This window comes from Variovorax boronicumulans (assembly GCF_030812215.1).
Lineage (GTDB): Bacteria > Pseudomonadota > Gammaproteobacteria > Burkholderiales > Burkholderiaceae_C > Variovorax > Variovorax boronicumulans_C.
Map to the genome: position 1 here is coordinate 66,283 of NZ_JAUSSG010000001.1, position 12,579 is coordinate 78,861.

The window sequence follows — 12,579 nt, forward strand, 5'->3', positions numbered from 1 at the left end:
AACTTTGCCACCGCCGCGCTAACGCCGGATGACCAGAGGGCGAGCGTCCGCAAGTTTTGTAACTTAGTGTCAAACCATAAGTAAATCTGGCTCGATGGGGTGCTAACGCCTTCAGAATCGGCGCTGTTACAAATTCAACGTTGTAGAAATGACTCAAGTTCCCGCTCGCACTGACAAGATCGTGATCGTCGACGACGACGCCCGCATCCGTGACCTGCTTCGCCGCTACCTGACCCAGGAAGGTTTCGAAGTGATCGTGGCCGAGGACGGCAAGGCGCTCAACCGCATCCTGTTGCGCGACACGGTCGACCTGATCGTGCTCGACCTGATGATGCCCGGCGAAGACGGCCTCTCCGTCTGCCGGCGCCTTCGCGCCGCCAACGACCGCACGCCGATCATCATGCTCACCGCCAAGGGCGAAGACGTGGACCGCATCGTCGGTCTGGAAGTCGGCGCCGACGACTACCTCGGCAAGCCCTTCAACCCCCGCGAACTGCTGGCCCGCGTGCACGCCGTGCTGCGCCGCCGTCCGCCGCTCGAGGCGCCCGGCGCCCCCTCCACCGAGAACGAGACCGTCACCTTCGGCCCGTTCGCCTTCGACCTCGGCTCGCGCACGCTCAAGAAGGACGGCGAAGAACTTTCGCTGACCACCGGCGAATTCGCGATGTTGAAGGCGCTGGTGCGCCACCCGCGCCAGCCGCTGTCGCGCGAAAAGCTCGCCCAGCTGGCCCGCGGCCGCGAATTCGAGCCCTTCGACCGCAGCCTGGACGTGCAGATCTCGCGCCTGCGCAAGCTGGTGGAGTCGGACGCCGCGGCGCCACGCTACATCCAGACCGTCTGGGGCGTGGGCTACGTCTTCGTGCCGGACGGCACGGCCTGAGCCGCCGCTGAGAGGTGGCCATCGGCCCAACTGCCAGACCTGCCAGACCCGGCCAAGCGCAGGAGGACGGCGCGCAGGTCACCATGCCGAGCCCGCTGGAGGCCAGCGCGGCGCGTGACCGTCGCCCCGGCCTCAAGCTGGGCTTCAGCCTTTTCTGGCGCACTTTCTTCCTGCTCGCACTGCTGCTGATCGGCTGCACGGTCGCCTGGCTGCAGACTTTTCGCTCACTCGAATACGAGCCGCGCGCCATTCAAACGGCCCACCAGATCGCCTCGCTCGTGAACCTCACGCGCGCGGCGCTGGTGTATTCGGACGCCATCACCCGCGTCTCGCTGATCAAGACGCTGGCCGACCAGGAAGGCGTGCGCATCCTGCCGCGCGAACCGAACGACCGCTTCCAGCCCTACACCAGCGGCGCGCTCGACCAGCGCGTGACCGAGGAGCTGATCGACCAGCTCGGCGAAGGCACCACCGTGGCCAGCCGCGTCAACGACGAGGCGGGCCTGTGGATCGGCTTCACGATCGAGAGCGACACCTACTGGCTGCTGCTCGATCCGACGCGCTTCAGCCGCGTGGGCGGGCGCACCTGGCTGGTCTGGCTCAGTACCGCGATGGCGCTCTCGCTGGCCGGCGCGGCGCTGATCACCCGGCTCATCAACCTGCCGCTCAAGCAGCTGTCGCGCGCGACCATGCAGGTGCGCGAGGGCGAATACGAAGCGCACCGGCTCGACGAGCGCGCCCGCACCAACGAGATCCGCGCGGTCAACATTGGCTTCAACCGCATGGCGGACCAGCTCGCCAAGATCGAGCAGGACCGCGCCATCATGCTGGCCGGCATCTCGCACGACCTGCGCACGCCGCTCGCGCGCCTGCGCCTGGAAACCGAGATGAGCGTGGCCGACGAGGATGCGCGGGACCACATGGCCGCCGACATCGCCCAGCTCGACGCGATCATCGACAAGTTCCTCGATTACGCCCGGCCCGACCACGTCGATCCGCGCCCCGTGCTGCTGCGCGATGTGGTCGATGCCTGCACCTATGCCGTGCAGGACTACGAGGAAATGAATATCAAGGTCGAGGTCCCGCCCGACCTGCGGGTGCTGGGCGACGAGGTCGAGCTCACGCGCGTGATCTCCAACCTGGTCGAAAACGCCCGGCGCTACGGCAAGACGCCGGCCACAGGCGTGGCGGACGTCACGATCCAGGCGCAGGCGAACAACGATGCGGTGCTGATCAAGGTGCGCGACCACGGCGCGGGCGTCGAGCCCGCCCTGCTCTCCCAGCTGACCAAGCCCTTCTTCCGCGGCGACGCGGCGCGCACTTCGGCGGCGGGCGCGGGCCTGGGTCTTTCGATCGTGGCGAAGAACATCGAGCGCATGGGCGGCACCTTCGCGCTCACCAGCACGCCGGGGCGCGGGCTCGCGGCGCACATCCGCATGCCGCGCGCCATGCCGACGCCCAAGCCGGGCGAAGTACCGGGCAAGAAGCCCGCCTGATCCGCCGCCTTCAGCGGTGGAGCAGCACAGCCGCGCGTGCTTCCATCGCGCGGCCCTCGCCTACCGGGCCGAGCTTCTCGGCCGTCTTGGCCTTCACGTTGACCTGCTCGAGCGCGATGCCCAGCGTGTCCGCGATGCGCTGGCACATGAGCGGAATGTGCGGCGCCAGCTTCGGCGCCTGGGCGATCACGGTGCTGTCGACATTGCCGATTTCCCAGCCCGCCGCCCGCACGCGCCGCGCCGCCTCGGCCAGCAGCATGGCCGAATCGGCACCGCGGAACTGCACGTCGGTGTCAGGAAAGTGCCGGCCGATGTCGCCGAGCCCCGCGCCGCCCAGCAGCGCATCGGTGATTGCGTGCAGCAGCACGTCGGCGTCCGAATGCCCCAGGAGGCCCGTGGTGTGCGGTACCTCGATGCCGCCCAGGATGAGCTTGCGCCCCGCCACGAGCTGGTGAACGTCCCAGCCCTCGCCGACACGGATATTGAAGGGTGCAGGTGTCATTGGAGTACCTCCGCGCTTCGCGCTGCGGTGCGCGCTTGCTTGGGGCGGCCCGGCGCGGCGCTCATGCGATGGCTTTCTTGCGGCTGAGCAAAACCGCTTCGGCCAGCGCGAAATCTTCGGGAAAGGTGATCTTGAAGTTCTGGGCGCTGCCTGGCACCAGCAGCGGCGCAAGGCCGATGGCCTCGATGGCGCTGGCCTCGTCGGTCACCACGTCGCCCACGCGCTCCAGCGCGTCTAGCAGCATGCCGATGCGGAACATCTGCGGCGTCTGGGCCAGCCACTTGTCGGCGCGCGAGAGGGTCTGGGAAACGCGGCTGTCGGCCGAGGACACCTTCAGCGTATCGGCCAGCCGATGGGCCAGCAGGCCTCCGACGGCATCGTGCTCGCAGGCGGCGATCAGCGCCTCGATCTGGCTGGAGGTGACGAGGCAGCGCGCCGCGTCGTGCACCAGCACCCAGTCGTGCGCCCCGGCGCCCTTCTGGCGCAATGCCGCGAGGCCGTTGCGCACCGTGGCCGCCCGGGTCAGGCCGCCGACCTGCAGCAGGTACTCGTCGTCGCCCGGAAAGCGCGGCAGCGCGGCCTGCACTTCGCGGTCGTCCGGCGCCACCACCACCGCCAGGCCGGCAAAACGACCGGCCAGGGCGCGAAAAGCCTCCACCGTGTGCGCCACCATCGACGCCCCCGCGAGCCGCTGGTACTGCTTGGGCTGCACGCCGCCCGCACGGTGGCCGGAGCCGGCACAAGGAATCAGCACGAAGAATCGGGAAGAAGACATGGGGTGCGGCACGGGCCAATGGCCGACAAGCGGATAAGGGGCCGCCATTCTAGAATTGCCTCCTGCACACCCCTCGCCATTCGGCGCGGGGTGTTGTGCATTTCTCGAAGCGTTCCATGGACCTCCCCCACCTCACGGCGGGCAAGCGTTTCACGCTGCCGCGTCCCCCTCTGTCGGCCGATGCCCTGCTGCTCGCACAGCTGGGCATGCGCGAGAAGGCTGCCGGCCGCGCCACCGCGATGTTCACGGCCGACGCCAACGATGCCCAGCGCCTCATCGACGAGATCGCCTTCTTCGCGCCCGACCTGCGCTGCGCCCTCTTCCCCGATTGGGAAACGCTGCCCTACGACAGCTTCTCGCCGCACCAGGACCTGATCAGCGAGCGGCTGGCCACCCTCTGGCGCATCAGCCAGAAAGAGGCCGACGTGGTGCTGGTGCCCGCCACCACCGCGCTTTATCGCCTGGCGCCCCCCGCGTTCCTGGCCGGCTACACCTTCCACTTCAAGGCCAAGCAGAAGCTGGAGGAATCCAAGCTCAAGGCACAGCTCACGCTGGCCGGCTACAGCCACGTGACGCAGGTGGTGAGCCCCGGCGAATACGCGGTGCGCGGCGGCCTGATCGACCTGTTCCCCATGGGCTCGCTGGTTCCGTTCCGTGTCGACCTGTTCGACGACGAGATCGATTCGATCCGCACCTTCGACCCCGACACCCAGCGCAGCCTCTACCCCGTGCCCGAGGTGCGCCTCCTGCCGGGCCGCGAGTTCCCGATGGACGACGACGCCCGCGCGCGCTTTCGCAGCCGCTGGCGCGAACTGCTCGAAGGCGATCCGACCAAGAGCCGCATCTACAAGGACATGGGCAACGGCGTGGCCACCGCCGGCATCGAGTACTACCTGCCGCTGTTCTTCGACGAGACGGCCACGGTGTTCGACTACCTCGGCCCCGACGCCACCGTGGTGCTCCACGGCGACCTCGAACCTGCGTTCCAGCATTTCTGGCAGGACGCGAACGAGCGCTACCGGCTGGTGCGAGGCGACCCGGAGCGCCCCGCGCTGCCGCCCGAGGCGCTGTTCCTGAACGCCGAACAGTTCTACCAGCGCGCCAAGCCGCACGCCCAGCTTGCGATCCGCGGCGACATCGCCACCGACACGCCCTACGCCGAGTTCGACAAGCTCCCGCCCTTCGCGGTGGTGCGCGGCGCCGAAGACCCGCTGGTCGGCCTGAAGGCTCACATCGCCGCCACGCCCCACCGCGTGCTGATGGTCGCCGAGAGCGACGGCCGCCGCGAGAGCCTGCTCGACTTCCTGCGCGCCAGCGGCGTGAGCCCGCCGGCCTTCGATTCGCTGGCCGAGTTCGAGGCCTCCACCGACGAGAAGATCGGCATCGTCACCGCCGCGCTGGCCTCGGGCTTCGCCTGGCGCGAGCAAGGCATCGACCTCGTCACCGAGACCGAGCTCTTCGCCACTGCGCCCACCACACGCCGGCGCAACAAGAAGCAGGAACAGGTCAGCGACGTCGAAGCACTGATCAAGGACCTCTCGGAGCTGAACGTCGGCGACCCGGTGGTCCACACCGCGCATGGCATCGGCCGTTATCGCGGCCTCATGCACATGGACCTGGGCCAGGGCCTCGACGCCGAAGGCAAGCCGCTCCTGCAGGAAATGCTGCACCTGGAGTACGCCGACAAGGCCACGCTGTACGTGCCCGTGTCGCAGCTGCACCAGATCAGCCGCTACACCGGCGTGAGCGCCGACGAGGCGCCGCTGCACCGGCTGGGCTCCGGCCAGTGGGAAAAGGCCAAGCGCAAGGCCGCCGAACAAGTGCGCGACTCGGCCGCCGAACTGCTCAACATCTACGCCCGCCGCGCCGCCCGCGAAGGCCATGCCTTCCGCTACTCGGCCGCCGACTACGAGGTGTTCGCCAACGACTTCGGCTTCCAGGAAACCGCCGACCAGAAGGCCGCGATCCACGCCGTGGTGCAGGACATGATCTCGCCCCAGCCGATGGACCGCCTGGTCTGCGGCGACGTGGGCTTCGGCAAGACCGAGGTCGCGCTGCGCGCCGCCTTCATCGCGATCACCGGCGGCAAGCAGGTAGCGTTTCTTGCGCCGACCACGCTGCTGGCCGAGCAGCACTATCAGACGCTGGTCGACCGCTTCGCCAAGTGGCCGGTGAAGGTGGCCGAGATGAGCCGCTTCCGCTCGGCCAAGGAAATCACGGCTGCCGCAAAGGGGCTGGCCGAGGGCCAGATCGACATCGTGGTGGGCACGCACAAGCTGCTCTCGCAGTCGGTCAAGTTCAAGAACCTGGGCCTGCTCATCATCGACGAGGAGCACCGCTTCGGCGTGCGCCACAAAGAGGCGATGAAGGCGATGCGCGCCGAGGTCGACGTGCTCACCCTCACCGCCACGCCGATTCCGCGCACGCTGGGCATGGCGCTCGAGGGCCTGCGCGATTTGAGCGTGATCGCCACCGCGCCGCAGCGGCGGCTGGCCATCAAGACCTTCGTGCGCAACGAAGGCACCGGCGTGATCCGCGAAGCCGTGCTGCGCGAGTTGAAGCGCGGCGGGCAGGTCTACTTCCTGCACAACGAGGTCGAGACCATCGAGAACCGGCGCCAGAAGCTCGAAGAAATCTTGCCCGAAGCCCGCATCGCGGTCGCCCACGGCCAGATGCCCGAGCGCGAGCTGGAGCGGGTGATGCGCGACTTCGTGGCGCAGCGCTACAACCTCTTGCTGTGCTCGACCATCATCGAGACCGGCATCGACGTGCCGACCGCCAACACCATCGTGATGAGCCGCGCCGACAAGTTCGGCCTCGCGCAGCTGCACCAGCTGCGCGGCCGCGTCGGGCGCTCGCACCACCAGGCGTATGCGTATCTGATGGTTCCGGACACCGAGGGCCTCACCAAGCAGGCAGCCCAGCGGCTCGACGCCATCCAGCAGATGGAAGAACTGGGCTCAGGCTTCTACCTCGCAATGCACGACCTGGAAATCCGCGGCACGGGCGAAGTGCTCGGCGAGAACCAGAGCGGCAACATGATGGAGATCGGCTTCCAGCTCTACAACGAGATGCTGAGCGAGGCGGTGCGCGCGCTCAAGGCCGGGCAAGAGCCCGACCTGCTCTCGCCGCTGTCGGTCACGACCGAAATCAACCTGCACGCCCCCGCCCTCCTGCCCGACGACTACTGCGGAGACGTGCACCTGCGGCTGTCGTTCTACAAGAAGCTGGCCACCGCGAAGACGCCCGACCAGATCGACACGCTGCTCGAGGAAATCGTCGACCGCTTCGGCAAGCTGCCGCCGCAGGCGCAGACGCTGATCGATACGCACCGCCTGCGCGTGCTCGCGCGGCCGTATGGCGTGGTGAAGGTCGATGCGGCGCCGGGCATCATCAACATCACCTTCAAGAAGGACGCACCGGTCGACGGCATGGCCATCATCCAGCTGGTGCAGAAGAACAAGCACATCAAGCTCGCAGGCAATGAAAAGCTGCGCATCGAGCGCGAGCTGAAAGAGCCCAAGGACCGCGCGCAGATGGTGCGAGACGTGCTTCGCAGCCTCGGTCAACCCCTCGTCAAGGAACCCGCCCCCGCATGAGCGCTACAGAAACTTCCCCCGGCCTCGTCCTCCAGCGCGTGAAACCGCCGCTGGCCCTCGCCGACTTCAAGCTGATCGCCTTCGACATGGACTCGACGCTGATCAACATCGAATGCATCGACGAAATCGCCGATGCCGTCGGCAAGAAGGCCGAGGTGGCCGCGATCACCGAGGCCACGATGCGCGGCGAGATCAAGGACTTCAAGGAAAGCCTGCGCCGCCGCGTGGCGCTGCTGCAGGGCGTGCCGGTCGCGGCGCTGCAGCAGGTGTACGACGAGCGCCTGAAGCTCAACCCCGGCGCGACCGAGCTGGTGGCCGCCTGCAAGAAGGCGGGCCTCAAGGTGCTGCTTGTATCGGGCGGCTTCACCTTCTTCGCGAACCGCGTGAAGGACCGGCTGGGCATCGACTTCGCGCGCTCCAACCTGCTCGACGAAGCCGACGGCAAGCTCACCGGCGAGGTCGTGACCCAGAGCTGGGGCGACATCTGCGACGGCGCCGAGAAGCGCCGCACGCTGCTGGAAGTCGCATCGCTCATGGGCATTTCGCCGCAGGAAACCATTGCCGTCGGCGACGGCGCCAACGACCTGCCGATGATGGGCGAGGCCGGCCTCTCGGTGGCCTATCACGCGAAGCCGAAGGTCCGCGAACAGGCCATGGTGGCGATCAACGAAGGCGGGCTCGACCGCCTGCTCGAAATCCTGAAATGACCGCCGCCGCAATCGACGCCCCGCTCTACCGCGCCGACGCGTTGCAGGACTACGCGAGTGCCCTGCTGCAGAAAGCGGGCCTCGCCGCGTCGATGGCCGACAGCGTCGCCCGCACGCTGGTCGAGGGCGACTTGCTGGGCCACGACACGCACGGCCTCGCGCTGCTGGCGGGCTATGTGAAGGAAATCGAATCCGGCGGCATGACACGCGACGGCGCGCCGGAGGTGCTGTCGGACCGCCCCGCCGCCGTGCTGTGGGACGGCAAGCGCCTGCCCGGCCCCTGGCTCATGGACCAGGGCATGGACCTGCTCGTGCCCCGAGCACGCGAACTGGGCACCGCCTCGCTCGTGATCCGCCGCAGCCACCACATCGCCTGCCTCGCCGTCTACATGCTGCGCGCGCTGCAGGAAGACATGCTGATGCTCCTGGCCTGCTCCGACCCCAACAGCGCCAGCGTCGCGCCCTTCGGCGGCACGCAGGCGGTGTTCACGCCCAATCCGCTGGCGATGGGATTTCCGCTCTCGACGGGCGGCGTGATGGTGGATATCTCGGCCTCGATCACCACCAACGGCATGAGCAACCGCAAGCGCGCGGCCGGCGAGACCTTCGCCGAGGAATGGCTGATCGACGCCAGCGGCAAGCCGACGAACGACCCGCAGGTGCTGTTCGACCAGCCGCCGGGCACGCTGCTGCCCGTGGGCGGCCTGAGCCATGGCCACAAGGGCTACGGCATGGCGCTGTTGGTGGAGACGTTGACGGCCGGGTTGGCGGGCTTCGGCCGGGCCGATCCGAAAGAGGGCTGGGGCGCGACGGTGCACATCACGCTGCACGACCTGAATGCGTTCGGCGGCAAGGAAGCGTTCCTGCACCAGATGGACCACGTTGCGGCCCAGTGCCGGAACAACGCACCGATCGACGCTGCGAAACCGGTCCGGCTGCCGGGAGAAGGCGGGTTGAAGCGCCGGGAAGCGCAATCGAAGAACGGGGTGCGGCTGCACCCGTCGATCGCGCGCTCGCTGCAGGACGCGGAGCAGCGCCACGGCCTGCAACTCGCGCAGGCGCTTCTTTGAAGAATCAGTCTTCTTCGGGCGCTTCCCCGGTCCGGTCGCCGACCGGGCGCGGCGTGCGCTTGCCGGGCTTGGCCAGGATCTCGACGTAGAACTGCTTGCCGGCCTCTTTCACGATGCCGTCGATCAGCTTGTTGATGGCCGGCAGATGGACGACCTCGGCCGATTCCTGCGCTGCGCCGAACTTGCAATCGAAGTCCCAGAAGTCGCTGCCTTCGGGCAGGTCGCGGCGGCGTTCGCGCTTGATGTACTTGCGGATCTCGTGCTTGATGGCTTCGACGAGACGGTCGGGGTGCTTGCCCTCGACCTGGAGCTGAAAGGTTTTTCTCATGGGTGATCCTAACCCGCTGTGTAAAGTCGGCGGTTCAAATGGAAAGCAGGTGAAGACATGGCGCGCGCAAACGACTGGGCAAGCAAGGTGATGGCATTGGTGAACGGCGGCAACGCCCCCGCGGCCATCGCGCAGATCAAGGTCGCGCCCTCGGTCAAGGACCTGAAGGCGCTGCAGACCATCATGACGCTCTCCAAGATGAAAGGCCGCTATCCGAACGTGGATGCGGCCATTTCAGACAACCTGGACCTGCTGGCGGCACCCCGCCTGCATCGCTCGCCCTGAACGCGTGCCGAGGGCTTACAGCGCCTGGCCGAGGCGCTTGACGCCCTCTTCGATCTTCGCCACGTCGGCCGTCGCAAAGCTCAGGCGCAGCGTCGCCACATCGGGCTTCTCGGCGAAGAACGGCGCGCCGGGCACGAAGGCCACGAGCTTCTCGATCGCGCGCTTGGCCAGCTCGTTCGCATCGGCCAGCTTGCCGTTGGCGCCCGTGAGGCGCGCCCAGAAAAACAACCCGCCATTGGGCTGCGTGAAGCTCACCGCATCGCCCAGTTCGCGCTGGAGCGCCGCGCCCATGGCCTGCGCGCGCTGACCGTAGACCTCGCGCACATGCGCGAGCGTGGCGGGCATGCGGCCGCTCTTGAGGTACTGCGCGGCCGTGGCCTGCGAGAAGGTGCTGGTGTGCGCATCGCTGAACTGCTTGCACATCGTCGCCTTGGCGAGCAGTTCGGGCGGCGCGATCATCCAGCCGATGCGAAGGCCCGGGCTCAGCACCTTGCTGAGGCTGCCGCAATGCGCGAGCAGCTCGCGGCTGCCGGGCACGTCTTTGCTCAGCGCGAGGATGGACGGCGGCGGCGCTTCGCCGAAGTAGAGGTCGCCGTACGGGTCGTCCTCGACGATCAGCGTCTGGTACTTCACGGCGAGTTCGAGCACCTTCTTGCGGCGCTCCAGCGTCAGCATCGCGCCGCTGGGGTTGCCGAAGGTCGGAATCAGGTAGACGAACTTGGGCTTGTGCTCCGCGATGAGCTTTTCGAGCTCGTCGGTCTTCACGCCGTTGGCGTCGATGGGCGCGCTGATGAGCTGCGCGCCGTAGAGGCGGAAGCACTGGATGGTGGCCAGGAAGGTCGGGCCTTCGACGATCACCTTGTCGCCGGGGGAGATCATGGTCTTGCCCAGCAGGTCCAGCGCCTGCTGGCTGCCGGTGGTGACGATGAGGCCGCTCGGGTCCACATCGACGCCCTTGGTCTTCATGAAGGAACTGAGCTGGCTGCGCAGCGGCTCGTAGCCTTCGGTGGCGCCGTATTGCAGCGCACCGCCGGGCTCCTCGGTCAATGCCTTCTGGCTCGCCTCCTTCAGGCCCTCGACGTCGAACATCGCGCTGTCCGGGAAACCGCCCGCAAAACTGATGATGCCGGGCTTGCCGAGCAGCTTGAAGAGTTCGCGGATGGCGGAGGTTTCGACGTTGTCGAGGCGGGAGGCGAATTGCATGATGGTCAGTCTCACTTTCTGGGCGTCATTGTCGCGAAAGCCGGGTGCATGAATGCTGCGTAAGGCTATCGGCTTTCAACGATATATTGCGCCTACCGCCGCCCCGCACCGCCCGGCAGACAGGGGCCGCGCACCCCGATTCCCATGAAAAAAGACAACATCCCCCTCTTCTTCGCCACCCTGCAGGCGGCCAACCCCACGCCCGAGACCGAGCTCGAATACGACACCCCCTTCGAGCTGCTGGCCGCCGTGCTGCTCTCGGCGCAGGCCACCGACGTGGGTGTGAACAAGGCCACGCGCAAGCTCTTTCCGGTGGCCAACACGCCGCAGGCGATCCTCGACTTGGGCGTGGAGGGGCTGGAGGAATACATCAAGACCATCGGCCTGTACCGCAGCAAGGCCAAGCACCTGATCGAGGCCTGCCGCATGCTGGTCGAGCTGCACGGCGGCGAGGTGCCAAGGACGCGCACCGAGCTCGAGGCCCTGCCCGGCGTCGGCCGCAAGACCGCCAACGTAGTGCTCAACGTGGCCTTCGGCGAGCCGACCATGGCGGTCGACACCCACATCTTCCGCGTGGGCAACCGCACCGGCCTCGCACCGGGCAAGACGCCGCTGGAGGTGGAACTCAAGCTGGAGAAGCGCGTCCCAGTGGAATACCGGCTGCACGCGCACCATTGGCTCATCCTGCACGGCCGCTACATCTGCGTGGCGCGCAAGCCGCGCTGCTGGGAGTGCGCGGTGGCGCCGTACTGCGACTACAAACCCAAGACACCCGCGCCGAAAACCGCCTGACACCCTGACACTCCACGAATGAAGACCTCGAAGAATCACGGCACCGCCCTCGCCACCGCCCTGCTCTCTGCCATCGCCTTCCTGCCGGCCGCGGCCTGGTCGCAGCAAGGCGGCAACGGCCTGCCACCCGACGTCATGGCGGCCTATGGCGGCCGCTGGTCGACCTCGTGCGCCGATGCGTCCGCGCCGACGCTGCAGGTGCGCGAGGACCAGCTGATCGTCGAAAGCGGCAAGCGCCGCGTGGTCGGCCAATCGCCTGAGACGGCCCACAGCTTCTTCGGCAACAGCCAGCCGCCGGCGCGCTTCGACGTCGCGCTGATGAGCAACGTCGACAAGGCCGGCGCGCTGACCTTCCTGGTCTTTCGCGAAACGCGGGGGCAGTCCATCACGCTGGATGCCGCGAAGCCGGTGGCAGGCCAACTGGGCCCCGAGCTGATGAAGCTGCGCTACTGGCGATGCGACGGCCCCGCGCGCGCCGCGACGCCGCCCGCGGAACCGGCCGCCACGAAGCAGCCGCCTCCGCCGACCGGCAGCCCCGCTGCGCTCGCGCAGGGCCCCGCGATGCAGAAAGCCTGGCGCGCCGCACTCGGCACCAAGGAAAACGACCGCTGGCTGGTGCGCCGCGAAGGCCCGGCGCCCGAGCCGCAATGGGTCACCGTGGACGGCACGCGCTATGTGCTGCACGCCTTCTGCAAGCCGCACGATTGCTTCGACAACAACGCCATCGCGCTCTACGACCAGGGCTCGGGGCGCATCTACGGACTGGTGCAGCGCAACGGCAAGAACACCCTCGTGGGCGCGCCGCCGCAGACGTTGGCACCGCAGCTGGACAAGCTCTGGCGCGAGCAGTGGCGGCAAAAGAACTGAGCTGACGCGCATTTCCCCCGGGGCCCGGCCGCCCCAACGCACTACCACCAACGATGGATGTGCAACGGCCGACGG

Annotated in this window: 12 protein-coding genes; 8 read left to right on the top strand and 4 right to left on the bottom strand. The window is 67.7% G+C overall.

Going from position 1 to position 12,579, the window contains the following annotated elements; genetic code table 11:
* Positions 1-148 precede the first annotated feature (148 nt).
* Together ompR and J2W23_RS00350 are read left to right on the top strand one after the other, a co-directional pair.
* A complete protein-coding gene (ompR, locus tag J2W23_RS00345) occupies positions 149-880 on the top strand; it encodes an osmolarity response regulator transcription factor OmpR (RefSeq protein WP_007837017.1) in 732 nt (243 codons plus the stop codon).
* A gap of 83 nt (positions 881-963) precedes the next feature.
* Complete coding sequence (locus tag J2W23_RS00350) at positions 964-2,376, top strand: sensor histidine kinase (protein WP_176657848.1); 1,413 nt, start codon at positions 964-966, stop codon at positions 2,374-2,376.
* A gap of 10 nt (positions 2,377-2,386) precedes the next feature.
* On the opposite strand, the gene ispF is transcribed toward J2W23_RS00350, so the two are convergent.
* Together ispF and ispD are read right to left on the bottom strand one after the other, a co-directional pair.
* Positions 2,387-2,878, bottom strand: a complete 492-nt coding sequence (gene ispF / locus J2W23_RS00355) for a 2-C-methyl-D-erythritol 2,4-cyclodiphosphate synthase (RefSeq protein ID WP_307647267.1) — start codon at positions 2,876-2,878, stop codon at positions 2,387-2,389.
* Between the two features lie 61 nt (positions 2,879-2,939).
* Positions 2,940-3,653 carry a 2-C-methyl-D-erythritol 4-phosphate cytidylyltransferase gene (gene ispD / locus J2W23_RS00360; RefSeq protein ID WP_176657850.1) on the bottom strand — a complete coding sequence of 238 codons (714 nt, stop codon included), beginning with the start codon at positions 3,651-3,653 and terminating at the stop codon, positions 2,940-2,942.
* A gap of 116 nt (positions 3,654-3,769) precedes the next feature.
* Here ispD and mfd point away from each other — a divergent pair, with 116 nt between their 5' ends.
* Genes mfd through J2W23_RS00375 form a run of 3 tightly spaced genes read left to right on the top strand, consistent with a single transcriptional unit; the run spans position 3,770 to position 9,029 of the window.
* Positions 3,770-7,252, top strand: coding sequence for a transcription-repair coupling factor (gene mfd / locus J2W23_RS00365; protein ID WP_307647268.1), 3,483 nt, complete (start codon positions 3,770-3,772; stop codon positions 7,250-7,252).
* Complete coding sequence (serB, locus tag J2W23_RS00370; protein WP_307647269.1) at positions 7,249-7,959, top strand: phosphoserine phosphatase SerB; 711 nt, start codon at positions 7,249-7,251, stop codon at positions 7,957-7,959. Before mfd ends, serB begins: the two co-directional genes overlap by 4 nt.
* Positions 7,956-9,029: an Ldh family oxidoreductase gene (locus J2W23_RS00375; RefSeq protein ID WP_307647270.1), complete on the top strand. Its 1,074-nt coding sequence runs from the start codon at positions 7,956-7,958 to the stop codon at positions 9,027-9,029. Before serB ends, J2W23_RS00375 begins: the two co-directional genes overlap by 4 nt.
* A 4-nt stretch (positions 9,030-9,033) precedes the next feature.
* On the opposite strand, the gene J2W23_RS00380 is transcribed toward J2W23_RS00375, so the two are convergent.
* The gene (locus J2W23_RS00380) at positions 9,034-9,357 is read right to left on the bottom strand and encodes a DUF6172 family protein (RefSeq protein ID WP_307647271.1); all 324 of its coding nucleotides are present in this window, start codon (positions 9,355-9,357) and stop codon (positions 9,034-9,036) included.
* Positions 9,358-9,414: 57 nt separating this feature from the next.
* Here J2W23_RS00380 and J2W23_RS00385 point away from each other — a divergent pair, with 57 nt between their 5' ends.
* Complete coding sequence (locus tag J2W23_RS00385; protein WP_013541760.1) at positions 9,415-9,642, top strand: hypothetical protein; 228 nt, start codon at positions 9,415-9,417, stop codon at positions 9,640-9,642.
* A gap of 15 nt (positions 9,643-9,657) precedes the next feature.
* Here J2W23_RS00385 and J2W23_RS00390 read toward each other — a convergent pair whose 3' ends face one another.
* The gene (locus J2W23_RS00390) at positions 9,658-10,845 is read right to left on the bottom strand and encodes an aminotransferase-like domain-containing protein (RefSeq protein ID WP_206179001.1); all 1,188 of its coding nucleotides are present in this window, start codon (positions 10,843-10,845) and stop codon (positions 9,658-9,660) included.
* 144 nt (positions 10,846-10,989) lie between these two features.
* Between J2W23_RS00390 and nth the strand changes: the two genes are divergently transcribed.
* Both nth and J2W23_RS00400 read left to right on the top strand, forming a co-directional pair.
* Positions 10,990-11,637, top strand: coding sequence for an endonuclease III (gene nth / locus J2W23_RS00395; protein ID WP_307647272.1), 648 nt, complete (start codon positions 10,990-10,992; stop codon positions 11,635-11,637).
* Positions 11,638-11,655: 18 nt separating this feature from the next.
* A complete protein-coding gene (locus J2W23_RS00400; RefSeq protein WP_307647273.1) occupies positions 11,656-12,504 on the top strand; it encodes an Ivy family c-type lysozyme inhibitor in 849 nt (282 codons plus the stop codon).
* Positions 12,505-12,579: the final 75 nt, after the last annotated feature.

Coding starts and splice junctions, on each gene's coding strand:
- ompR (WP_007837017.1), top strand. CDS start 149: ATGACTCAAGTTCCCGCTCGCACTGACAAGATCGTGATCGTCGACGAC.
- J2W23_RS00350 (WP_176657848.1), top strand. CDS start 964: ATGCCGAGCCCGCTGGAGGCCAGCGCGGCGCGTGACCGTCGCCCCGGC.
- ispF (WP_307647267.1), bottom strand. CDS start 2,878: ATGACACCTGCACCCTTCAATATCCGTGTCGGCGAGGGCTGGGACGTT.
- ispD (WP_176657850.1), bottom strand. CDS start 3,653: ATGTCTTCTTCCCGATTCTTCGTGCTGATTCCTTGTGCCGGCTCCGGC.
- mfd (WP_307647268.1), top strand. CDS start 3,770: ATGGACCTCCCCCACCTCACGGCGGGCAAGCGTTTCACGCTGCCGCGT.
- serB (WP_307647269.1), top strand. CDS start 7,249: ATGAGCGCTACAGAAACTTCCCCCGGCCTCGTCCTCCAGCGCGTGAAA.
- J2W23_RS00375 (WP_307647270.1), top strand. CDS start 7,956: ATGACCGCCGCCGCAATCGACGCCCCGCTCTACCGCGCCGACGCGTTG.
- J2W23_RS00380 (WP_307647271.1), bottom strand. CDS start 9,357: ATGAGAAAAACCTTTCAGCTCCAGGTCGAGGGCAAGCACCCCGACCGT.
- J2W23_RS00385 (WP_013541760.1), top strand. CDS start 9,415: ATGGCGCGCGCAAACGACTGGGCAAGCAAGGTGATGGCATTGGTGAAC.
- J2W23_RS00390 (WP_206179001.1), bottom strand. CDS start 10,845: ATGCAATTCGCCTCCCGCCTCGACAACGTCGAAACCTCCGCCATCCGC.
- nth (WP_307647272.1), top strand. CDS start 10,990: ATGAAAAAAGACAACATCCCCCTCTTCTTCGCCACCCTGCAGGCGGCC.
- J2W23_RS00400 (WP_307647273.1), top strand. CDS start 11,656: ATGAAGACCTCGAAGAATCACGGCACCGCCCTCGCCACCGCCCTGCTC.